The following is a 23,184-nucleotide window of genomic DNA, read 5'->3' on the forward strand; positions in this document are numbered from 1 at the left end:
AAAAGAGAAGACCTATCAGGTCCTCTCTAGATGTTAGCTTTTCGTCACCCACTACAGTTGACAAAGAGCCGAAAAAGGCCCGAGGGCCCCTTTCTTAACTTTGAAATTGATTGTATGATTTATTAAAGGCTTCAATAATATCTGAACTTGCCTTGTCAAAATCTACCTGCGATTTCAATTCACCTTTGACTATTGTACGTTGGGTTGCTTCAGCATCCGTACAAGTTACCAAAGTAACTTCAGACTTGCCTGGTGTATCATCAACCACTGCTACTTCGGTTGGTTGGACGACCTTGACCTCACTAATGACATAAGTATAGACCTTATTTTTATCCGTAAGATAAATTTTCATGCCTTCCTTAGCCTTATCTAGCGGTGAAAATAGCATGTCAGATGCACCAGCAATACCAAAGACGTGGTGACTAGCTAGTGAATAGTTATTTTCACCACCCATGACTTGGTCTTCTTTCATAGTTCCAGCACCGTAGGTCAACTCAGTATTACCAAGTCCTTTGAAAATAGGAAGATTGATACCTACCTCTGGAATGGCAATACCACCAATGACAGGAAGTTCCTGAGCATCCATCTGTGCCTGCAAGACAGACTCTGTGCTAATTGATTTAACGGTATCAAAGTCAAAACTCGTCTTAGCTTCCTTGTTTTTCTCAATAGTCTTTTTAGAAACCTTGCTCACTTGATACTTATTTGTATTCCAAGCAATTACTGTGTTTCGAATAGACTTATTGAAAATCAAGGCTAAACCAACAACCAAGAGAACAACAATCAACACCCAGCGAAGAATATCCAGCCACTTAGGGCGTTTCTTTGTTGTTTTATTTTTCTTATCTTTGCTCATTAGTTGTCACCACTTTCTTGGTCTTCGGAAGCTTGTTCAACTTCTTCTGGCTCAACTAAAGCAAAGGTTACAATACGAGCAGAGTCATCCAAACGCATGACCTTAACCCCTTGAGTTGCACGACCAGTTTGAGAGATATTAGCAACGGCAGTACGGATGATAACACCTGTATCGGTGATGACCATGATATCCTCATCACCAGACACTGTGACAATACCTGCTAGGTTACCATTCTTCTCTGTGATATTAGCAGTCTTGATACCTTTACCACCACGTCCCTTCGTTGGGTACTCAGTAGCTGAGGTACGCTTACCGTAACCTTTTTCAGTGATAATCAAGACTTCTTGGTCTTCTGTAATGGCAGCTGCACCTACAACTTGGTCACCATCACGAAGAGTGACACCTTTAACACCGGCAGCCATACGGCTCATGCTTCGAATAGTGTCCTCTTTGAAGCGTACACTGTAACCAAATTTAGTACCAATGACAATTTCTTCATTACCAGTAGTCAAGAAGACATTGATTAGCTCATCACCTTCTCTAAGTTTCAAGGCAATCAACCCATTTTGACGAATGTTCTTAAATTCCGTTTCTTTTGTACGTTTAACTAGACCTTGGCGAGTTACAAAGACAAGGTGATTATTTTCAGAAGCTTGATCACTCTTGGCATTAATGACTGTTTGAATAGTCTCACCTTCGTCCAACTTCAAGAGATTGACGATAGGTAAGCCTTTGGCTGTACGACCGTATTCTGGGATTTCATACCCCTTAAGACGGTATACACGCCCCTTATTAGTCATGAAGTAAAGGTGATCATGAGTGCTTGTTGAGACAATATCACGAACAAAGTCATCATCGTTAACACCAGTACCTTGGACACCGCGACCACCACGTTTTTGTGAACGGAACTCGTCTTGGGCTAAACGTTTAATATACCCTTTATTTGAGAGAGTGATAACAACATCTTCTTCCTCGATGAGGTCCTCATCTTCAAGAGAAATGACCTCTCCAACCATAAGCTCTGTGCGGCGAGCATCTGCAAATTTACGCTTGCTTTCGTCCAATTCTTCCTTGATGATAGCAATGACACGTTCTGGTTTTGCCAAAATATCAGCTAAATCAGCAATCAGAGCCAAGAGATCATTGTACTCATTTTGAATCTTATCACGTTCCAAACCTGTCAAACGACGCAAACGCATATCAAGAATAGCTTGACTTTGACGTTCCGTGAGTTCGAAGCGAGCCATCAACTCAGCTTGAGCCTCAGCATCAGTTTGACTGTTACGGATAATCGTAATCACTTCATCCAAATGATCAAGGGCAATCAACAAACCTTCTAAAATATGGGCACGTGCCTCAGCCTTATCCTTGTCAAACTGTGTACGACGAACCACAACTTCTTGTTGGTGAGCAATATAGTCAGCCAAGATTTGACGCAAAGAAAGGATTTTAGGAACACCCTTTTCAATGGCCAACATGTTGAAGCTGAAGTTAGTCTGAAGTTGCGTTAATTTGAACAAATTGTTCAAGATAACATTGGCAGAAGCATCACGACGCACTTCGATGACAAAGCGTACGCCTTCACGAGAAGACTCGTCACGGACTGCTGTAATCCCCTCAATACGCTTTTCTTGAGCTAAACGAACGATATGTTCATGAACCTTGGTCTTATTGACCATGTAAGGAAACTCAGTGACAACAATACGCTCACGACCTGATTTAGTTGTTTCAATTTCAGTACGCGAACGAAGAACAATAGAACCCTTACCAGTTTCATATGCACGGTGAATACCAGATTTCCCCATGACCAAGCCACCAGTTGGAAAGTCTGGACCAGGAAGAACTTCCATCAGTTCAAGTGTTGTGACTTCAGGATTATCCATCATCAATTTGACAGCATCAATCGTTTCAGCCAAATTGTGTGGTGGGATGTTAGTCGCCATACCAACGGCAATCCCTGTCGCACCATTGACAAGAAGGTTTGGAATACGTGACGGAAGAACGATTGGCTCACGTTCTGATCCATCATAGTTATCTTGAAAATCAACGGTATTCTTATTGAGATCACGAAGCATTTCCAAGGCGATTTTAGACATACGCGCCTCAGTATAACGCTGAGCGGCAGCCCCATCACCATCCATAGAACCAAAGTTCCCGTGACCGTCAACCAACATGTAACGGTAGCTCCACCATTGCGCCATACGAACCATGGCTTCATAGATAGATGAGTCTCCGTGTGGGTGATATTTACCCATGACATCCCCGGTAATACGGGCAGATTTTTTATGTGGCTTATCAGGTGTCACCCCAAGCTCATTCATTCCATATAGAATACGACGTTGTACAGGTTTTAAACCGTCACGAACATCTGGGAGAGCACGAGACACGATAACACTCATGGCATAATCGATAAAGCTTGTCTTCATCTCAGACGTCAAATTAACGTCAATTAAATTATTATCTTGCACTCTAAAAATGCCTCTTTTCTTTCATTCAAATCATTCCAAACTCTAATAAAAGAGTATAGAAAATTTCTATAATATTATACCATAAAACGCTTTACTTTTCAGTTGTGTAAACGCTTTCATCTATTATTTCCTTATTATTTCGTGACATCCATCACTTAAAGTGGTAGAATAAGCAGTGTACGGGGTAACCCAATTAAAAAATAAGGAGATGTTTAGACCCATGACTGCAACTAAACAACACAAAAAAGTCATCCTCGTTGGTGACGGTGCCGTAGGTTCATCTTACGCTTTCGCACTTGTAAACCAAGGTATCGCTCAAGAACTTGGTATCATCGAAATTCCACAATTGTTCGAAAAAGCTGTTGGTGATGCACTTGACCTAAGCCACGCGCTTGCTTTCACTTCACCTAAAAAAATCTACGCAGCTAAATACGAAGACTGTGCGGATGCTGACCTTGTAGTTATCACTGCTGGTGCTCCACAAAAACCAGGTGAAACTCGTCTTGATCTTGTTGGTAAAAACCTTGCTATCAACAAATCTATCGTTACTCAAGTTGTTGAATCAGGCTTCAAAGGAATCTTCCTTGTAGCAGCTAACCCAGTTGACGTATTGACTTACTCAACATGGAAATTCTCAGGATTCCCTAAAGAACGCGTTATCGGTTCAGGTACTTCACTTGACTCAGCTCGTTTCCGTCAAGCACTTGCTGAAAAACTTGGCGTTGATGCTCGTTCAGTTCACGCCTACATCATGGGTGAACACGGTGACTCAGAATTTGCCGTTTGGTCACACGCTAACATCGCCGGTGTAAACCTTGAAGAATTCCTTAAAGACACTCAAAACGTTCAAGAATCTGAATTGGTTGAATTGTTCGAAGGTGTTCGTGATGCCGCTTACACAATCATCAACAAAAAAGGTGCTACTTACTATGGTATCGCCGTTGCCCTTGCTCGTATCACTAAAGCTATTCTTGACGATGAAAATGCAGTACTTCCATTGTCTGTATTCCAAGAAGGTCAATATGGTGTAAGCAACGTCTTTATCGGTCAACCTGCAATCGTAGGTGCACACGGTATCGTACGTCCAGTTAACATCCCATTGAACGATGCTGAACAACAAAAAATGAAAGCTTCTGCTGACGAATTGCAAGCTATCATTGATGAAGCATGGAAAAACCCTGAATTCCAAGAAGCTTCAAAAAACTAATCTAACATTAGTTAAATAAAAGTCTCCAGTAGGAGGCTTTTTTCGTATTAAAAAAAGAAAAAACAGCTAATTCGACTGAATTAGCTGTTGAAGATTATTTAGCTGAGATTGCTGCTTTAGCAATATAGCTAAGCGGTTGGTTAAAGTGTGGCAAGAAGAACAAATCAAGCAATTGAAGACGGTCAATAGTTACACCTTCTTGGATAGCCAATGAGAACATGTGGATTCCCATAGAGATGTCCATGCGTGATACCATTTGAGCACCAAGAACTTTGCGTGTATCTTTGTCATAGACGATTTTGATTGTAACGTCTGCATTTTCATCTTCCATAAAGGCAGCTTTTTGAAGATCTGTTGAAGATACTACTGCTGGATTGAAACCAAAGCGTTTTGCTTTTTCTTCTGTCAAACCAGTTGATACCATGTTCAAACCATAGATTGAGATACCATTTGATCCTTGAACACCGTTTGATTCAACATCGCCACCACCGGCATTATGACCACCGACAATACCTGAACGAACAGCATTTGAAGCCAAGGCAATGTAGTTCACATCATCAAGGGCATTGTCATAAACGGTAGCACAGTCACCAACTGCATAAACATCTTTTATTGATGTTTCTTGTTTCTTATTAACAAGGTAAGCGCCATTACGGAATGTTTCCAACTTACCAGCACCGAGAGCTGTGTTAGGACGGAAACCAACAGCAAGAACAACCATATCGACATCGTAAGCATTTTTATCTGTAACGATGCGTTCTACCTTAGTTTCACCTTCTACTGCTTTAACAGTTTCACCAAATGCCAATTTGATACCGTGGCTTTCCATATTTTTAGCCATAAGGTCAGTCAAGTCATGGTCGTAATAACCTGCCAAACATGTATCAACAACGTCGATAAGGATAACTTCTTTTCCATGACGTTGGAAAGCTTCAGCCAATTCAACACCAATGTAACCAGCACCTACAACCGCCACACGTTTGATATCTTGAGATTTGTCGTTCAATTTATCAATAACTTCTTGAGCGTTTTGGAAAAGTTTAACGAATTGAAGGTTTTCAAGCGTAGCTTCGAAAGTACGGCTACCTTCTTTAATTTCGGCACCTTCGATTGGAGGCAAGATTGGTTGAGAACCTGTAGCCAAAATCAATTTGTCATATGATTCAACATGCTCTTTACCATCTACGAGGGCTGTAACAGTTTTACCATCAAAGTCAATAGACTCAACTGGTGAGTTCATATAAACTTTAGCGCCCTTGCTTTCAAGTCCTTCTTTGTTGGCATAGAAAAGACCATCAGAACCTGAGATTTGATTACCGATCCAAAGGGCCATACCACAACCCAAGAATGAAATGTTAGAGTTTTGGTCGAAAACAACTACTTCATTTTGGTCTCCGTAATTATCGAGAATAGTATTAATACTAAAAGTACCAGCGTGGTTAGCACCAACAACTACGATTTTTGACATAAGTTTGTCCAACTTTCTTTTGATAATAGTTTACTGTTTTATTCTACCATAATCGGAAAACGGTTACACCTTTTATGCTCAGACTTTGTTACTTTTTAGAACAAATTAAATTTGTATGCTCAAAACCCAAATAGGTCACGACAAAATCTGTAGAAAAACACTTTATGATGCTGACGACCTTCCTCTACACCATCTCCGTCTTATCAAGTCTTCGTAAGTCTACTCGTCTCTTTAACATAAAAAAAGAGTGAACAAGTCTCTCTTTAGAGAATGCCAACACTCTTTTATCACTATACTAACTCATTAAAATCCCAAACATCTGTCCAACCTTCATAAAATTCGGGTTCGTGACATACCATGAGGACACTACCTTTAAAGGCCTGAAGGGCACGCTTCAATTCATCCTTGGCGTCAACATCCAAGTGGTTGGTCGGTTCGTCCAGAACAAGGACATTATTTTCACGATTCATAAGGAGACAGAAACGAACCTTAGCCTGTTCTCCACCTGAAAGCACCTGAATTTGACTTTCAATATGCTTAGAGGTTAATCCGCATTTGGCTAGAGCTGCACGAACCTCAGCTTGATTTAGAGCTGGGAAAGCGTCCCAAACCGCTTCAAGAGGCGTTTGACGTGAGCCTTCTGCTTCTTGTTCAAAATAACCTAGGTCAATAAAATCACCTGTTTCAACTTCTCCTTCGAGTGGTTGAATAATACCAAGCAGGCTCTTAAGCAAAGTGGTCTTACCGATACCATTGGCACCGACAATAGCTACCTTTTGATTACGTTCGAATGTAAGATTCAATGGAGCCTTGGTCAACGGACGGTCATAACCAATAACAAGATCTTTGGTTTGGAAAATAAAGCGTCCAGGTGTACGACTTTCCTTGAAATGGAATTCTGGTTTCGGCTTCTCTGCCTGCAACTCGATAATTTCCATCTTATCCAATTTCTTCTGACGAGACATGGCCATATTTCGAGTAGCAACACGCGCCTTGTTACGGTTAACAAAATCTTGAAGGTCTGCAATTTCCTTTTGCTGACGTTCATAGGCTGCTTCCAATTGAGCTTTCTTCATTGCATAGACAGATTGGAAATTGTCATAATCACCTGCATAGCGAACCAGATCTTGATTTTCAACATGGTAAACAATGTTAATCACATCGTTTAGGAACGGAATATCGTGCGAAATGAGGACAAAGGCATTTTCATATTCTTGAAGATAGCGTTTAAGCCAGGCAATGTGTTCAGCATCCAAGTAGTTGGTTGGCTCATCAAGAAGCAAGATATCTGGTTTTTCAAGCAATAACTTAGCCAAGAGAATCTTGGTACGTTGACCACCTGAAAGGTCCGTTACATCTGTATCCATACCAAAATCCATGACACCTAGTGCACGGGCAACCTCATCAATCTTAGCATCTAGTGTATAGAAATCACGCGTTTCCAAACGATCCTGAAGTTCACCTACTTCTTCCATCAGAGCATCAACGTCGACTCCTTCGTCAGCCATAGACATGTAAATCTCGTTGATGCGTTCTTCAGTTTTAAAGAGCTCATCAAAAGCCGTACGAAGGACATCACGAACGGTCATCCCCTTTTCAAGAACAGCATGCTGATCCAAGTAACCCGCTGTAACGTACTTAGACCACTCTACCTTACCTTCATCTGGCTGCAATTTTCCAGTAACGATAGACATGAAGGTTGACTTTCCTTCACCGTTAGCACCGACAAGACCAATATGCTCACCTTTGAGCAAACGGAATGAGACATTTTCAAAAATAGCACGGTCACCAAATCCGTGACTAAGATTTTTGACTTCTAAAATAGACATAGCATATCTGGGCTAAAACAGTCTTCAGCCCTTTCCTTTCTTGACATTAACTCTACTATTTTACCATTTTTTAGTGAAAATTTGGACCTATGCTTTTGGAAAATTAAAAAGAAAAAGCAGGACCAACCTGCTAACTCTTTAGTTTCTCTGTAAAATACGTTTAAAGACAGGATATAGGAGAGGAACTGCAATAATAGTCACTACTGATGTTCCAAAGGTTCCCCCTATTTTAGTAAGAGCCAATACCATGGCAGCATTTACTGGTAAACCCGCAACGATACTATTAATAATCGTATACTTAATAAAATTCAAAATAATTTTGGTTACTGCAGCTATAACTCCAATGATTATGATATTTACCATTTTGTCATTTGATTTTAGTAGCTTTTCAAAAACAAAATAGAGCACCAGACAGACAATCAAGGATTCTAAAATAGTAATCCAGACCTCGGCAGCATAACCATTGATAATATCAAATAGCCCCAACCCTACTGTTGCGACTAGCGCACCTTTTCTGGCTCCAAAAATCAAAACAGCAATCACAACTAGGGCATTTCCCAAATGGACAAATTGAGGTCCAAAAGGAATACGAATAAACTGTACGCTCACAATAATTAAAGCTGCATACAAACTTAGGATAACTAATTCACGTGTTTTATCACTTTTCATTTTTCTCCTCCAATAGGGCATTAAAACCACTAAATAATAAACCAATATGAGGCTCATAGCATAGGCCGTATTTTAAAGGACGACCATCGGACAGTGTTGATGAAAGAACTCTATCCATGACATCCAAGGCCAAATCACAAACCTTTAGTAAATCTAGGTTATAAAAGTAACCAGCTGATAAGATTGCCGTTAGTAAATCGCCACTTCCATAAAAATGAGATTGATAACTTTTCCTCATAAGATAAGCCGTTTCATTAGTCTCTTTATCAAAATAAGCCAGCCCAATTTTGTCTGTCTCAAAAGAGATACCTGTCACAATAACTTTCCGAGTGCCAAGCTTGGCCAAATCTCTCAAAAGCTTTTCAACAGTGACTTTATCATAGGAACCTGCTTCAAGATATGGAGTATCCGTCAACAAGGCAGCTTCTGTCAGATTGGGAATGATGACATCTGCTTGTTGACAGAAATCTTTCATGGCTTCTACATAGTTTCTATCAAAACCTTGATAGAGACGGCCATTGTCAGCCATAATAGGATCAACAAATAGAGGTATCTCTTTATCGCGAGCTAATTGACCTACAAGTTTTAGTTCTTCTTCTGACTTAAAATAACCACTCACAAGGCCATCTACTTTAAAATCCAAGTGCTCCCACTGCTTACAAAACCCTTTTAGGTCATCTGTAAGGTCCCGTACATAAATATTATTAAAGTCCCCTGTATGCGAAGATAAAAGAACCGTTGGCAAGGGAAGGACTTCAGTTTGACAGGCTGACATGATAGGGAGGCTACTAGTCATAGCAACCTTACCTAGACCAACGAGGTCATTGGCAACAATTACTTTGGTCATCTATTTCCCTTCCCATGTCTTTTTAAACTGTTTAACAAAGCTTGTGTGGAAATAAATGTAATAGGCCACTCCTAAACCAAGAATAGCAGCTACAAGGTCAAATGGAATCTTCATAATAGCATAAGCTGGCGTACCATAGATAAAGGCTCTTCCTAAGCCATAACCTACTAGATCAATAATAGCCCCAAGCAAGAGACCTAAAGATGCCCTAGATTTGCTCAATTCTCCTAAACGCCCTCCAACAATGAGTGCAATAGCAAGAACTTGAAGGCTGTGTGTTACTAGAGTTACCCACATAGGAAGAGGGTAAAAAAGAAAATCTCCAATAAAGGAACCTACTCCCGCAATAATAACTGCTTCTGTAGGTGGGAAAATTAAACCAACTAGGAAAATAACAATCCCGTTAAAATAGAAATGACCTCCTGGCACAGGGATAGATAAGAGACTCGAACTCAAAATAATGACAAGTGCCATAAAAAATGCAGAAATGGTTAAACGTTTTGCTGACATACCTAAAACTCCTTAGTCAATAAATATAGTATAAGTTTATGAAAATTCTGACGATTAAACAAGATAGTATTTTTATTACTGTATGGGTACAGATTTTGAGCAATAAAAAAACCACACGAACGTGTGGTGATCAAACTTATTGAGCTTTTTTATCAAAATATTTGACAGGTGCCTTTTCAAGATTTTGTAGTGAAAGCTTGGCTGTCGCGTTTGCCTCAGTACCATAATCAGAGAAATCAATGTTAAGATCATGATCAAAATCCGCAACGGCATAGTCAACAACGATTTCTTTAACTTCCTTAGGAGCAATCTGGGTTTTATTTGCAATCTTATCTCGGTCATCATCTTTAGAAAAGACCATTGTTGCCACCTTCACTTCTTCCTTCTCTTGTTTCACATCAAGGACTACCTTCATCAAAAGAGTGTAAGCATTCATGGTTTCTTTACTTGAGTTGCTAAGTTTATAGTAAACGCGTACAGCTTTTTGACCTTCTGGTGATTCGATTTTAGTTGCAGAAAGAACTTGTACACTAGCATCTTGTCCTGTAAATAGCATTTTGTTTTTATCGTAGGTCCAAGTAGGCTCTTTCTCGGGTGTACAAGCTGACAAACCGATAATAGTCAAGCATGCAAGAGCGAGAAGTCCTAAGATTTTCTTAAAAGTCATTCTTATAATCTCCTTAAACTTATTTGGAAGGGGAATTTAGTTTTACCTTACAACCTTCTTATTATGTCAAAATCTAATAATCTTGTCAAATTTCTCTGGGCCTATTGCTCTGAGAAGGGAAGTAAGGTAAAATAAGGAAAAATCTGTAAGGGGTCAGTTATGAGTATTTATCAAGATATTGTCGAGACCATTATAAAAGATATCCAAAATGGTACTTTAAAAAAAGGGAGTAAGCTCCCCTCTATTCGTCAACTTAGCCAGACTTATGCCTGTAGTAAGGATACAGCTCAAAGAGCACTCTTGGAACTCAAATATCAAAACTATATTTACGCCGTACCCAAAAGTGGCTATTATGTTCTCGAAGGACGCAATGAAGTCGATAATAAGGTCCTTCTTAACCTTAACGATTACAATCAATTAGCCTACGAGGATTTTAAACTTTGTTTGGATGAAAGTTTGGCAGGTCATCAGGACTACCTCTTCAACTATTATCATGAACAAGCTGGACTCAAAGATTTGCTTGAAGCCTTAAAGAGTCGATTAATTGCTGACGATATTTATGTCAATTCAGATCAGATTGTCATAACCTCAGGAAGTCAACAGGCCCTCTACATCCTTTCACAGATGGATTTTGGTAATGGTGGCCACAAAATTCTTTTAGAACAACCTACCTATCATCGCATGAACCAGCTTGTCAACCGTCAAAATCTAGCTTACGAGACGATTAACCGTGGTTTTGATGGTTTGGATTTTGACCGCTTGGAAGAGTATTTTAAATCTGGACAGATTAAGTTCTTCTATACTATCAGCCGTTACTCCAATCCTCTCGGATTAAGCTATAATGCTAGCGAAAAAGAAAAGCTAGCCCAACTTGCCAATCAGTATAATGTTTATATCGTCGAGGATGACTATATGGGAGACTTTAGTGATAGTAAAAATCTCCCTATTCACTACTATGATACTCAAAATCAGACCATCTATATCAAATCCTTCTCCATGACCCTTTTTCCAGGTTTGCGACTAGGTAGCCTTGTTTTACCTCCTAATCTTAAGTCTACCTTTTTGAGCCACAAGGGACTTATTGACTATGATACCAATCTCATCATGCAAAAAGCACTTTCCGTTTATCTCGAAAATGGCATGTTCCAAAAAAACATTAAGAAACTTGGTGACCTCTTTCAACAAAACATGGCTAAAAGTCAAGCAATCATTGACAAATCTAAGGTTAGCATTCCTTATCAGATTTCCCCTAGACATGTGACCTGGCAACTTCCTAAGGAGTTTTCACTTGAAAAATTCAAAGCCCACAAGCAGATTCGTTTTTTAGAATCATCCTTTATTAGACCAACTTCTGAAACTTATCTGCAGATAGGTCATGGACAGGAACTGGAATCCTTTTTAAAAATTTTAAAAAAGACAAAGTGACAATTAGACACAACAAAAGCCATCGCTTGATGGCTTTTGTTTATTTAGTCTGCTCAAAACGTAGGTGTACAATTACTTTGTCACCATAACCGTTACGCTCCAAATCTCGTTGCAAACGGTATGAAATATAATGCTCAGCAATATTGATAAAGCCTGCTTCCATGAGACGATTTTCAACCAATGACTGAATCATGTTGATGGTTGGGCGTTCTACCTGAGCATCTTGAAGATCAAGCACTACTTTTTTCGTAACTTGAGCAAGGTTTTGGCGCCAAGTATCGTCGAGAACATACACAGTCTGTGCTGCTTTTAAGATGGCTTGGTAAATTTTATCAGGATCAAATTCAGCAACTTGACCATTACGTTTAATAATTTGCATGGCTACCCTCTTTTCATGGCTTTTTCTTTTATTATGCAGAGAATTTACATATTTGTCAAGTGCAAATCCCTGAAAGAGCTATCCAGACTGCTTATTCCCAGAATTTAGAAATGTAAACTGGTTTTCCATGTTTATCAAAGGAAAGCGTTGCAGTATAGGAATCTGACTCAGGGTGCCGCATATAATTAGCGATTCTTTTATCGCCGTTTATCAGGTGAATGTCATAAGTCTGCCCGTCAGAACTTTCAAAGTGAGCATTAATCCTAGCACTACTCGTTTTAGACCCAACATGACTAATATCTATTTGTTCAACTTTACCATCAATGGTTTTAGCTATAGGTCCTCCATAATCCTTGTAAATAGTGACGGTAGCTAAAACATCCTCAACCAAAACATAGGTCATTCCGAAAATAAACAGATAAACTATTGGGATGACAATGAAAGATAATTTACTTTGACAAAACTTTTCCTTTTGCCATGCCCAGATATCTTGAGGTGACATGATTAAAAACTTCTTAACATACTGATGAACGAGTAACCTATAGACTAACACTAAAAATGTTAATTGCCCCAAGGGATAAGCAAAACTGGGTAAGCCATCAATAAGTACATTGACTTTATCAGATTCAAAAGTGTAATGTCCCCATACCCCGTCAAAGAACTCTAAAAACAAATTATCTCCTTTATGTAATATCGTCTAATCACTTAAAAATCCATCTTCTCAGATGGATTTTCTAATGATTAACGTACTTCTGCTTCGACCTTTTCAGTGAGAGCTTTAGTAATTTTTTCCATGTATTTAGCAACTTCTTCGTCTGTAAGGTTGTCATTTGGATTTTGGAAGGTAAGGCTATAAGCCATTGATTTCATACCTGAACCAAGTTTTTCACCTGCGTAAACGTCGAAGAGTTTAACGGCAACCAAGCGTTTGACTCCTGCAGAGTAGATAGCATCCAGAACTTCTTGATGAGTTATTTCTGCCTTGAGAAGAAGGGCGATATCACGTGATACTGCAGGGAATTTTGTGATTTCAACAAATGGTTGATCTGGTTGCAAGGCAGCTTCTACAGCACTAAGGTTAATTTCAGCCACATAAGTCTCAGGAATGCCATAGTTTTTGGCAGTTTGTGGGTGAACTTGACCAAGGAATCCAATAGTTTGACCATCAAGCACAATAGCAGCTGTACGACCTGGGTGCATGCTTGCTAGGTCTTTTGTTGGTACATAGTCAACTGAAACTTCAAGTTTATCAAAGAGTGCTTCAACAATACCTTTGGCATAGAAGAAATCAACTGGCGTTGCTTTGGTTTGGAAATCTTTTTCAGCTACAAGACCAGAAATAGCGAAGGCAAAGGTATTGATTTCATTTGGCAATTCCTCTTTTGGATTACCCTTTTGTTCAAAGACCTTACCGATTTCGTAAATGGCAACGTTACTATTCTTACGGTTAACATTGTAAGCAACAGTATCAAGCATGCCAGAAACCATATTCTGACGGAGAGCTGAACGGTCAACAGTCATTGGCCACATCAACTCAGTCAAATTACTTGGTGTCGCAGCAAATTCAACGGCTTTTTCAGGTGTTGTCAAAGCATATGAGATGATTTCAGTCAATCCAGCACCTTCAGCAATGCTACGAACCTTACGGCGAAGTGCTTGTGTTTCAGTCAATTCACCGGCTGTTCCTGCTGCTTCTGGAAGTGTCGTAGGCAATTTCTCGTACCCGTAGATACGTGCAATTTCCTCAACCAGGTCTGCTTGGATACTGATATCCCAACGACGACGTGGTACAGATACTGTGAATTTATCAGCATCACCTGTCAATCCAAAACCAAGTTTCGCAAAGACTTCTTCAATATCTGCAAAAGTCAATTCTGTACCAAGGCGAACATTTACATAATCAAGACTTGTAGAAACTTGAACTGGCTCTGTATCAACTGACCCCGCTTGAACACGGCCTGCAAGCACCGTTCCATTTGCCAATTCTTGCAACATTGCTGCAGCAAAATCAAGCGCTTCAAGGACAGTATCGTTATTGATACCTTTTTCAAAACGTGATGATGATTCTGAACGAAGGTTGAGACGACTACTTGTCTTACGAATTGATTTACCATCAAATACAGCAGCTTCGAGAACAACATTTTTAGAATTGTCATCAATCTCAGTTGATGCACCACCCATAACACCTGCTAGGGCAACTGGTTTGTCAGCAACTGTAATAACAATATCTTCAGTAGTCAATTCACGTTCTTCACCATCGAGAGTCACCAATTTTTCACCCTCACGGGCATCACGGGCAACGATTCGTGAATCTTCAAATTTGTCCAAATCAAAGGCGTGCATTGGTTGTCCAAAGTAAAGAAGAACATAGTTTGTCACATCTACCACATTGTTGATTGGACGGATACCAGCATTCATAAGAAGGTTTTGTAACCATTGTGGACTTGGTTGAACAGTAACATTCTCAACCACACGGCTAGCATAAGTAGCTACTTTATCGCTTTCGATAGCTACTGAAATCTTATCAGAAGCTGGCTTGCTGTCTTCTGTGACTGTTTTTTCTGGGAAGTGAACAGATTTACCATAGATTGCAGCGACTTCATGGGCCACACCACGCATAGAAAGAGCATCAGCACGGTTAGGTGTGATTGACAATTCGATGATTTCATCATCAAGGTCGAGATATGGGAAAATGCTATCTCCAGGAACAGCATCTTCAGGCAAAATTTGGATTCCATCTGCAAATTCCTTAGGAATAATGCTATCTGGAAGTCCAAGTTCTGCCAAAGAACAGATCATACCGAGAGATTCCATGCCTCGAATCTTCCCTTTTTTAATTTTGTAATTGTCCGCAATGCGTGCACCAGGAATGGCAACAATTACCTTGATTCCAGCAGTGACATTTGGAGCTCCACAAACAATTTGACGTGGACCTTCAGCATCTCCTGTATCTACTTGACACAAGTGCAAGTGTGTTTCAGGTACATCTTCACATGACAAGACATGACCAACAACCAATTTAGACAAGCCTTCAGCAGGTGTTTCAACACCTTCCACTTCAATACCTGTCGTCGACATTTTTTCAGCGAGTTTAGCAGTGGTAACATCCACATCAACCAACTCTTTTAACCATTTATAACTAACTAGCATAATAATGATACCAAGCCCGTTAATAGCTCTCAGCAAAAATAGGAAAGGCAACGTTGGTGCATCAGCACCTAGGAGCCTTTATCTTTTTTGCCCAGAGCTTAGGTCGTATTCAAATCCTTTCTGTAAAATTATCAGTTCAACTGATAAATGAGAGAAGAGTTCAAACCTCTACTTAAGCGGGTTCAAATCCTTTCTGTAATTTAGGAATATGTATATCTGATATAAGAGGAAGACGAACTAACACGTTTAATCGCCTTTTAAACTCCTCTCTATCAACTTAATAATAGGTTTATAGTTTTAATTTAAGCAACCAGTCGCGGTCAACTTTACCATCACCAACTGGAAAATCGTGTTCTGCGAATTTTTCGAAGCCATATTTATCGTAAAATATCTGTGCTTTGAAATTCCTTTCCCAAACACCCAACCAGGCCCAATCACAACCTAGATCACGAGCTTCTTGTAAGGCAAACTCAAAGAGTTGCTTACCCAAGCCCATGCCTTGGAAGGCCTGACTGATATAAATACGTTGAATTTGAAAGGCATTATCCAAGTGCTACTCTGTTTGAGCAGAACCTACATTAGTCTTTAGAAAACCTGCCTTTTCACCATCAACGAGAATGAAAAAGTAACGCGATTCTTCATGAGTGATTTCATCTAAGAGAACTTCCTCAGAAAGTGCGGTATCAAAGTAACCTTGCAACTGGTCTTCGGTATTATCATGAGCAAAAGTCTCTCTAAAGGTATCTTCGGAGATAACTTTTAATTCTGCTACTTCTTCCGGAAGAACCTTACGAATAACGACTGACATGACAACCTCCTAAACCTTATTTAAACTGTTCTGAGAAACGAACATCCCCTTGGTAGAAACCACGAATGTCGTTGATACCATAACGAAGCATGGCAATACGTTCTTGACCAAGACCAAAGGCGAAACCTGAATATTCTTCAGAATCGACACCAGACATCTCAAGCACTTGTGGGTGAACCATACCAGCACCCAGGATCTCAATCCAACCTGTCTTCTTACATACGTTACATCCTTTACCACCACACTTGAAGCATGACACGTCAACCTCAACTGAAGGCTCAGTGAATGGGAAGTAAGATGGACGCAAACGGATTTGACGTTCTGCACCAAACATTTTTTGGATAATCATTTCAAGCGTTCCCTTAAGATCACCCATTGAGATGTTTTTACCAACGACCAAACCTTCGATTTGGTGGAACTGGTGACTGTGAGTCGCATCATCTGTATCACGACGGAAAACACGTCCTGGTGAGATCATCTTAAGTGGACCTTTAGAAAAATCGTGTTTATCAAGTGTACGAGCTTGAACAGGACTTGTGTGTGTACGAAGCAAAATTTCTTCCGTAATGTAGAAGGTATCTTGCATGTCACGCGCTGGGTGGTCCTTAGGCAAGTTCATACGTTCAAAGTTATAGTAGTCAGTCTCAACTTCAAAACCATCAACGATTTGGAAGCCCATCCCCAAGAAAATGTCTTCGATTTCTTCAGCTGTTTGGCTAAGAATATGACGGTTTCCAAGTTTGACTTGGCGTCCAGGAAGGGTTACGTCAAGACTTTCAGAGTCAAGTTGGGCTTGAATTTTAGCGGCTTCAACAACTTTAGCTGCTTCGTCAAAAGCTTCAGTCAAAACGTCACGAACTTCGTTGACCATTTTACCAACTTTAGGGCGTTCTTCATTTGGAAGGTCTTTAAGTCCCTTCAAAAGATCTGTCAAAGATCCTTTTTTACCCAAAACTGCAACTCGCAATTCTTGTAATTCTTTAGAGTGTTCACCACGCATTTCAGCAAATTTAGCCTGCGTTGATGTTTTCAACTCTTGCAATTGTGTTTGTAAATCCATGAGATTCCTTTCTGATGTAACAATTTCGAATCGCAAACAAAAAACCACATGCCAAAACTCCAACCCGGAGCGTTGACACGCGGTACCATCCGTTTTTTATCTGGTTACCCAGACCTTGATTCGTCAGTCGTTTTCATGAGTGAATTCGCCGAACTTCCCTTGAGGAGGCTTCCAGTCCATGACCTCCAATCCCTGTCAATTTCCATAAGGTTACTAGTCTCTACGACTTCTATTCAATTACTATCAATTTTACCAAAAAAACAAAAAGCTTTCAAGAGCTGACAAAGAATCCTTTAGTTAATGCCAAAATGGAAAATATGTCTAAGATAATTGACATACCTATATAAATTTGCTACAATTATGTCAGATATAGTTGACATAATTGATAAATTGCGACTTACAGCAACACATTAGCTTGTCTTTCAGAAGGAGGCCCATTATGAATCATGTCAGGGAATTTAGAAAGAATTTAGGGCTTTCGCAATTAGAACTTGCAAAGTCTATTGGTGTTTCCCGACAGACCATTAACATGATTGAGAATAACAAGTATAACCCAACACTTGAGCTCTGTCTTAATCTAGCTAAAGCACTAGATACTGATCTTAACAGTCTCTTTTGGGATGGAAATTGCGAATAGAAATATAAGATAGAAAGAGGTAAATTATGGTTAAAGAAACTTTCACTGATAAACTAATCAAACGTTTTTACGGTATTACTGGACCTTTAGATGAACAAAAGCGCCAACAGGTTGATCGAATGGGTAACATGGCTTTCGTTGTTCTCTTCTATATTTTAATTTTTGGTAATTGTATTGCCTTTCTTCTAAGCTCTAAGTATCCCGAACTTGTGGCTCGTATTTATCCTATCCTCCTCTTGATTATCATTCTGTTAGTTAGCAGCATCCTTACTTATAAGTTTAAGATGAGTGCTGTTAACGCTATTGACGAGGAAGAACTGACTGAGAAAGAGAAAAAACAACTTAAGCACGTGGGGCTTAAGTCAGGTTTATTCTTTGGCGTTTTTATGTTCTTAGGCATGCCCCTGATTCAATTACTAGTTAATCATAAAGACTATTTGACAGAATTATTCTCAGTCCGAAATATCCTGTCAGGCATTTTTGAGGCTATCCTTTTTGGGGCTATCATGCAAGGCTTTGTAAATGCTCGTATCAAACAAGCCAAATCTCAAGCTGATAAAGATGACCAATAAACTCAAAAAGACAAAGAAAAAAATCCAGGTTTCCCAGCCTGGATTTTTTGCTTGAAAGAAGACTTCTTAGACTTGTATACGCGAAGCCTAAATGTGTCCAGAAAATCGTATCTTAACACATACACTATAACTAACTTCAAAAAACACCATATCCCCATATGACATTTCCTTAAATATTGTAACATGTCAGTGGGAAATGACAAGTCGCCCTCTCTCTCTTAAACCCTAAAATCCTAATCATAGCCTTTGTTAAGCCATTTTACGCAATCGATTGCGTAATTTTGAAAGCGCAAACTTAATGTTTTTCTGAAAGTCCTTACAAATTTTTTGAGACTATGAAAAAAGATAGTGATAAAGCTATCAACTATCTTTCATGAAAATATAATCTATTTTTAGTCTAAATCAAGGTCTTTTAGTTTGACCGAAACGATTTTCGAGACACCTGATTCCTGCATGGTTACCCCATAAATAGAGTCTGCTGCAGACATCGTTCCCTTACGGTGGGTAACCACTATAAACTGACTAGACTTGTCAAAACGATTAAGGTAGTCACCGAAGCGTTTAACATTGGCTTCATCCAAAGCTGCTTCTACTTCGTCAAGGATAACAAATGGAATAGTCTTAACACGAATGATGGCAAAGAGAAGGGCAAGAGCTGACAAGGCCTTCTCACCACCAGACATAAGGTTTAGCGATTGAATTTTCTTACCTGGTGGCTGCACAGAAATTTCTACTCCAGCCTCTAGGAGATTGTCTGAGGTCAAAATCAAGTCTGCTGAACCTCCACCAAACATCTGGGTAAAGGTCTGTTTAAAGCTTTCTCGGATAGCCTCAAAGGTTGCTTTAAAGCGTGATTTCACTTCATCATCCATGTCATTTATGGTATTCAGAAGGAGGCTCTTAGCTTCGAGCAAATCATCCTTTTGTCCGTTCAAGAAATCAAGACGTTGCTTAACCTCTTCAAACTGGGCAATAGCATCCACATTGACCGGACCCAAAGCTTTAATCGAACGCTCAAGACCTTGCAGATTCTGGCGTGTTTGTTCGACATTGTCAAGAGGACTAGCCTGACCTTTGGCGACTTCAAGTGTCATCTGATAATCTTCAGCCAACTGAGTCGCAAACTTACGAAGCGATTGACTAATCTGACTTTCACGTTCTTCCAAGCGAGTCTGCTGACGAATCAAGTCCTCGTTACGATTGCCAGCTTTAGCCAAACGCTCCTCCAAGTCTTCCAACAGACCTTCGTAATCTTGCACCTGAATCTTGGCACGGACAAGAGCTTGCTCCAAATCGTCCTTACGTTGGACAGCTTCTTTATGCTGTGCTTGCAAATGCGGAAGGCGGTCAGTTTGGTCATCATTGACCTGGTTATTAAGGAGCGCTTTAAGACTATCCGATTCCTTCATTAACTCAGACAAGTCGGCTTGAAGACGATTACTTTCTGTCTTAGCAAAACGCAATTCTGCTTGCAAATCACGTTCCTTCAACTGAAGTTCAGATTGCTTGTCTAAGAGAACCTGTTTTTGTTGGCCAAGTGCGTCTTTGTCTTCCTTAATAGCCTCAATACGGTCGTTAATGGTCTCACGCTTGGATGCAATTTGTGCTAACTCTGCTTTAAGTTGTTCAGCCTTATCTTGAAGATTTGCCCCATCAGTTCCCTGAGAATCCTGTTTGAAACTATCCACTAGGTTTTGATTTTTCTCCGCCTCTGACAAGGCTTGTTGGTGTTCTAAGTCTAGTTTTTGCTCTTGCAGACGAGCATTTTCACCATCTACCTTAAGGTCTTCTAGCTCTTTCTGTAGAGCCTTACGTTTGATTTTGAGGGCTTCAACTTTGGATTCACTATCACTTAATTGAGCCTTAATCTGGTTAATTTCAGAAGTCAATGCATCCAGTTCAGGCTTGATAAAGAGGTTATTGTTTTGTTTGTTGGTACCACCAGCAAAGGCACCACCAGGGCGAATTTCAGAACCGTCAAGAGTGACCATACGCACTTGGAAACGAACAGCTCGAGCCGCTTTATTAGCATTGTCAATGGTATCAAAGATTGCTGTTACCCCTAGGAGGTTTTGGAAAATATTAGATAAGCGGTCCTTATAGGTAACCAAATCGGAAGCCATACCAATAAAGCCTGGTGCATTGGCAAGACTTTGAGCAAATTGTCCATTAAGTTGACGTGGTTTAATAGTAGTCAACGGCAAGAAGGTCGCACGTCCCTGACGATTACGCTTCAAGTAGTCAATCGAGCGCTTAGCAGCCGCTTCATCCTCGACAATAATATTTTGCCCGCTGGCTCCCATAGCAATCTCAAGAGCTGTCTGATAGCGCGTATCAAAGGTCAAGTGTTCACTGACAGCGCCAATAATTCCTTGAATAGATTGGGCATTTTGAAGGACAGCCTTAACCCCTGCAAAGAAGTTAGAATGATTTTTTTGGATAGACTCTAAACTTTGACGACGGGCATCTTTACTTTTAAGGTGATCCATGAGGTCAAACATCTGCTTTTGAGCCTCTTGATAGTCCTTATCAATAGTTTGATAAGCCTGAGCCTTTTCTTTGTAGCTAGCTAGGAGGCTTTGAAGACTGGCTTGGGCTGCTTGATAAGCTTTTTGGGCTTCGCTAGCTACTTCCTGAGCGGAAAGCAAGTCTGCCTGAGCTTGTTTATATTCTTCAGCCTGTGCCTCTAGTGCTTGAGTCTGATTATCCATGTCGTGAGTAACCTGAGTCAAACTGTTGGAAACCTTAGCTTCCTCCTGCATCAGACTGACATAGTCCTCACGTAAACGTTCAATAAGCGTATCTGGATCATCAGAAAATTGCTCCAGTTCTTTTTGAATAGCAACTAACTCTTGGGCAATAGTTTCCAACTCCGCATTCAATTCGACTTGGCGATGATTAACCTTATCTAGAGATGCCTGAGCTTCAGCTTTCAAACTCTCTAGCTCACTGAGACGAGCTTCTGTTTCTTCTTTTTTCTCTGAACGTTGCTGACTCTCCATGGTATAGAGATCAATTTGGCGCTCAAAGTCACTAATAAGACGTGTGACATCCACCAAGGTTTGTTGGTCAGAAGAAATTTGTTCTGAAATTTGATGGCGTTTCTGCTTGAGCTCTTGGTTTTCAGTCTCTAGACGATGACGTTCCTCATAATAGCTGGTTAATTTTTCCTTGACCTCTGCCAAATCCTCTTGAGTCTGGCTCAACTCAGACTTACCAACTTCAATATCGTGGACCAAAAGGTTAAGCTGAGTCTGTCTACGTTCCTCATCTAATTCCAAATAACGTTTGGCTGTAGCTGCTTGCTTTTCAAGTGGTTTAACCTGACCATCTAGCTCGTAGATGATATCTTCCAAACGATCAAGATTATCTTGAGTTTGATTAAGCTTGCTTTCGGTCTCCTTCTTACGTGTTTTATATTTAAGAACGCCAGCAGCTTCTTCGAAAATAGCGCGGCGCTCTTCGGGTTTAGCATTAAAAATAGCCTCAACACGACCTTGGGAAATAATGGAAAAAGAATCACGCCCTAAACCTGTGTCCATGAAAAGGTCATGAATATCACGTAGACGAACCTTACGACCGTCAATCAAGTAATCATTGTCACCGTTTCGATAAATGTGACGCTCCACACGAATGGTTTCACCAGCACCCACGATAAAGCCATCACTATTATCAAGAGTAACTGCCACTTCTGCATAGTTGAGTGCCTTACGAACCTCTGTACCTGCAAAAATAACATCAGGCATCTTGCCCCCACGCAAACTCTTGGCAGAGGATTCTCCCAAAGCCCAGCGTAGACTCTCTGTAATATTTGATTTTCCCGATCCATTTGGACCTACAACGGCTGTTACTCCCTTGTCAAAGACGACTTGCGTCTTATCCGCAAAGGATTTAAAGCCCTGCATTTCAATTGATTTCAAATACATGCTTAATTTCCTAGTTGTTCAAGGGCAGCCTTAGCCGCTGCCTGTTCAGCTAATTTCTTAGATTTTCCAAGACCTGTGCTGAGTTCCTTACCATCAACAGCTACCTGCATAGTAAATTCTTTAGCATGAGCTGGTCCAGACTCATCGATAACAGTATAAGTAATATCAACCGTACCATTGACCTGAAGACGCTCTTGCAAGGCTGTCTTATAGTCTGTTACGCGGTCAAAGTTCCCCTTTTCAACCTGAGGAATCATGACCTGATTCAAGAATTTCTCAACAGCAGGCAAACCTTGATCCAAATAAAGGGCACCGAGGAAGGCCTCCCAGAGGTCACCAAGGATAGTGGCACGTTCACGTCCACCAGATTTTTCTTCCCCTTTACCAAGACGGATATACTGCTCGAAACCGCAAGCCTTCGTAAATCCTGCCAAACTCTCTTCGCGAACGATAGTACTGCGCATCTTAGACATTTCTCCCTCTGGCTTGTTAGGGTAACGTTTGTAAAGATAAACAGAAATGACTAATTGCAGAGCCGCGTCTCCTAAAAATTCCAAACGTTCATTATGTGAAATGTTTAGGAGGCGGTGCTCATTGGCATATGAGGTATGGGTAAATGCTGTTTCTAAGAGGTCTTTTTGGCTAAAAACAATACCAAAATCCTGCTCAAGTTTTTGTTCAAGTTGATTCATGAAACTTCCTTTCT

18 protein-coding genes and 1 pseudogene are annotated in these 23,184 nt (G+C 40.2%); 4 read left to right on the forward strand and 15 right to left on the reverse strand.

Annotated features, from left to right (window positions below):
- Window positions 1–94 precede the first annotated feature (94 nt).
- A complete protein-coding gene (locus tag H7U02_RS03380) occupies window positions 95–856 on the reverse strand; it encodes a class A sortase (RefSeq protein WP_038676197.1) in 762 nt (253 codons plus the stop codon).
- Window positions 856–3,324, reverse strand: coding sequence for a DNA gyrase subunit A (gene gyrA, locus H7U02_RS03385; protein ID WP_073689812.1), 2,469 nt, complete (start codon window positions 3,322–3,324; stop codon window positions 856–858). The genes H7U02_RS03380 and gyrA overlap by 1 nt, the downstream gene beginning before the upstream one ends.
- A 220-nt stretch (window positions 3,325–3,544) precedes the next feature.
- On the opposite strand from gyrA, the gene H7U02_RS03390 reads away from it, so the two are divergent.
- Entirely contained in the window at window positions 3,545–4,531 is a 987-nt protein-coding gene (locus H7U02_RS03390) for an L-lactate dehydrogenase (protein ID WP_073689811.1), read from the forward strand.
- A 94-nt stretch (window positions 4,532–4,625) separates the two neighbouring features.
- Here the strand turns inward: H7U02_RS03390 and nox are convergent, their stop codons facing one another.
- The 6 genes from nox to H7U02_RS03420 all read right to left on the reverse strand — a co-directional run bounded on the left by nox (window position 4,626) and on the right by H7U02_RS03420 (window position 10,521).
- The gene (nox, locus tag H7U02_RS03395) at window positions 4,626–5,999 is read right to left on the reverse strand and encodes a H2O-forming NADH oxidase (RefSeq protein WP_048675487.1); all 1,374 of its coding nucleotides are present in this window, start codon (window positions 5,997–5,999) and stop codon (window positions 4,626–4,628) included.
- A 290-nt stretch (window positions 6,000–6,289) separates the two neighbouring features.
- Window positions 6,290–7,828, reverse strand: a complete 1,539-nt coding sequence (locus tag H7U02_RS03400) for an ABC-F family ATP-binding cassette domain-containing protein (protein ID WP_198463827.1) — start codon at window positions 7,826–7,828, stop codon at window positions 6,290–6,292.
- Window positions 7,829–7,966: 138 nt separating this feature from the next.
- Complete coding sequence (locus tag H7U02_RS03405) at window positions 7,967–8,497, reverse strand: ECF transporter S component (protein WP_073689809.1); 531 nt, start codon at window positions 8,495–8,497, stop codon at window positions 7,967–7,969.
- On the reverse strand, window positions 8,487–9,344 hold the full coding sequence (locus H7U02_RS03410; protein ID WP_073689808.1) for a pyridoxamine kinase: 858 nt from the start codon (window positions 9,342–9,344) through the stop codon (window positions 8,487–8,489). Before H7U02_RS03410 ends, H7U02_RS03405 begins: the two co-directional genes overlap by 11 nt.
- Complete coding sequence (locus H7U02_RS03415) at window positions 9,345–9,854, reverse strand: ECF transporter S component (protein WP_048675476.1); 510 nt, start codon at window positions 9,852–9,854, stop codon at window positions 9,345–9,347.
- Window positions 9,855–9,990: 136 nt separating this feature from the next.
- Window positions 9,991–10,521, reverse strand: a complete 531-nt coding sequence (locus H7U02_RS03420) for a DUF5067 domain-containing protein (RefSeq protein ID WP_073689807.1) — start codon at window positions 10,519–10,521, stop codon at window positions 9,991–9,993.
- Window positions 10,522–10,680: 159 nt separating this feature from the next.
- Here H7U02_RS03420 and H7U02_RS03425 point away from each other — a divergent pair, with 159 nt between their 5' ends.
- A complete protein-coding gene (locus H7U02_RS03425; RefSeq protein WP_073689806.1) occupies window positions 10,681–11,946 on the forward strand; it encodes a PLP-dependent aminotransferase family protein in 1,266 nt (421 codons plus the stop codon).
- A gap of 40 nt (window positions 11,947–11,986) precedes the next feature.
- Here H7U02_RS03425 and H7U02_RS03430 read toward each other — a convergent pair whose 3' ends face one another.
- From H7U02_RS03430 to pheS, 5 genes and pseudogenes are all read right to left on the reverse strand, one after another.
- Complete coding sequence (locus H7U02_RS03430; protein ID WP_002891184.1) at window positions 11,987–12,325, reverse strand: ATP cone domain-containing protein; 339 nt, start codon at window positions 12,323–12,325, stop codon at window positions 11,987–11,989.
- Between the two features lie 91 nt (window positions 12,326–12,416).
- Complete coding sequence (locus H7U02_RS03435) at window positions 12,417–12,998, reverse strand: hypothetical protein (protein WP_049545159.1); 582 nt, start codon at window positions 12,996–12,998, stop codon at window positions 12,417–12,419.
- Window positions 12,999–13,066: 68 nt separating this feature from the next.
- Window positions 13,067–15,475: a phenylalanine--tRNA ligase subunit beta gene (pheT, locus tag H7U02_RS03440; protein WP_110981467.1), complete on the reverse strand. Its 2,409-nt coding sequence runs from the start codon at window positions 15,473–15,475 to the stop codon at window positions 13,067–13,069.
- A 289-nt stretch (window positions 15,476–15,764) separates the two neighbouring features.
- Window positions 15,765–16,283, reverse strand: a pseudogene (locus H7U02_RS03445) (GNAT family N-acetyltransferase).
- A gap of 16 nt (window positions 16,284–16,299) precedes the next feature.
- On the reverse strand, window positions 16,300–17,343 hold the full coding sequence (gene pheS / locus H7U02_RS03450) for a phenylalanine--tRNA ligase subunit alpha (RefSeq protein ID WP_022496471.1): 1,044 nt from the start codon (window positions 17,341–17,343) through the stop codon (window positions 16,300–16,302).
- A 439-nt stretch (window positions 17,344–17,782) separates the two neighbouring features.
- Here pheS and H7U02_RS03455 point away from each other — a divergent pair, with 439 nt between their 5' ends.
- Window positions 17,783–17,980, forward strand: a complete 198-nt coding sequence (locus H7U02_RS03455; protein WP_037611417.1) for a helix-turn-helix transcriptional regulator — start codon at window positions 17,783–17,785, stop codon at window positions 17,978–17,980.
- Between the two features lie 26 nt (window positions 17,981–18,006).
- Window positions 18,007–18,552, forward strand: a complete 546-nt coding sequence (locus tag H7U02_RS03460) for a DUF3278 domain-containing protein (RefSeq protein WP_037611419.1) — start codon at window positions 18,007–18,009, stop codon at window positions 18,550–18,552.
- Window positions 18,553–18,944: 392 nt separating this feature from the next.
- On the opposite strand, the gene smc is transcribed toward H7U02_RS03460, so the two are convergent.
- Both smc and rnc read right to left on the reverse strand, forming a co-directional pair.
- Complete coding sequence (gene smc, locus H7U02_RS03465; RefSeq protein WP_110981469.1) at window positions 18,945–22,478, reverse strand: chromosome segregation protein SMC; 3,534 nt, start codon at window positions 22,476–22,478, stop codon at window positions 18,945–18,947.
- A 2-nt stretch (window positions 22,479–22,480) separates the two neighbouring features.
- Window positions 22,481–23,170: a ribonuclease III gene (rnc, locus tag H7U02_RS03470; protein ID WP_002885331.1), complete on the reverse strand. Its 690-nt coding sequence runs from the start codon at window positions 23,168–23,170 to the stop codon at window positions 22,481–22,483.
- Window positions 23,171–23,184 lie beyond the last annotated feature (14 nt).

It is taken from the genome of Streptococcus sp. 3.1 (assembly GCF_016648915.1).
GTDB classification, from domain to species: domain Bacteria; phylum Bacillota; class Bacilli; order Lactobacillales; family Streptococcaceae; genus Streptococcus; species Streptococcus salivarius_E.

Bases quoted from the DNA above. Each gene is read 5' to 3' on its own strand.
- H7U02_RS03420 (WP_073689807.1), bottom strand. From the start codon at position 10,521: ATGACTTTTAAGAAAATCTTAGGACTTCTCGCTCTTGCATGCTTGACT.
- H7U02_RS03380 (WP_038676197.1), bottom strand. From the start codon at position 856: ATGAGCAAAGATAAGAAAAATAAAACAACAAAGAAACGCCCTAAGTGG.
- H7U02_RS03460 (WP_037611419.1), top strand. From the start codon at position 18,007: ATGGTTAAAGAAACTTTCACTGATAAACTAATCAAACGTTTTTACGGT.
- pheT (WP_110981467.1), bottom strand. From the start codon at position 15,475: ATGCTAGTTAGTTATAAATGGTTAAAAGAGTTGGTTGATGTGGATGTT.
- H7U02_RS03400 (WP_198463827.1), bottom strand. From the start codon at position 7,828: ATGTCTATTTTAGAAGTCAAAAATCTTAGTCACGGATTTGGTGACCGT.
- H7U02_RS03410 (WP_073689808.1), bottom strand. From the start codon at position 9,344: ATGACCAAAGTAATTGTTGCCAATGACCTCGTTGGTCTAGGTAAGGTT.
- nox (WP_048675487.1), bottom strand. From the start codon at position 5,999: ATGTCAAAAATCGTAGTTGTTGGTGCTAACCACGCTGGTACTTTTAGT.
- H7U02_RS03415 (WP_048675476.1), bottom strand. From the start codon at position 9,854: ATGTCAGCAAAACGTTTAACCATTTCTGCATTTTTTATGGCACTTGTC.
- pheS (WP_022496471.1), bottom strand. From the start codon at position 17,343: ATGGATTTACAAACACAATTGCAAGAGTTGAAAACATCAACGCAGGCT.
- H7U02_RS03430 (WP_002891184.1), bottom strand. From the start codon at position 12,325: ATGCAAATTATTAAACGTAATGGTCAAGTTGCTGAATTTGATCCTGAT.
- rnc (WP_002885331.1), bottom strand. From the start codon at position 23,170: ATGAATCAACTTGAACAAAAACTTGAGCAGGATTTTGGTATTGTTTTT.
- H7U02_RS03405 (WP_073689809.1), bottom strand. From the start codon at position 8,497: ATGAAAAGTGATAAAACACGTGAATTAGTTATCCTAAGTTTGTATGCA.
- H7U02_RS03425 (WP_073689806.1), top strand. From the start codon at position 10,681: ATGAGTATTTATCAAGATATTGTCGAGACCATTATAAAAGATATCCAA.
- H7U02_RS03455 (WP_037611417.1), top strand. From the start codon at position 17,783: ATGAATCATGTCAGGGAATTTAGAAAGAATTTAGGGCTTTCGCAATTA.
- smc (WP_110981469.1), bottom strand. From the start codon at position 22,478: ATGTATTTGAAATCAATTGAAATGCAGGGCTTTAAATCCTTTGCGGAT.
- H7U02_RS03390 (WP_073689811.1), top strand. From the start codon at position 3,545: ATGACTGCAACTAAACAACACAAAAAAGTCATCCTCGTTGGTGACGGT.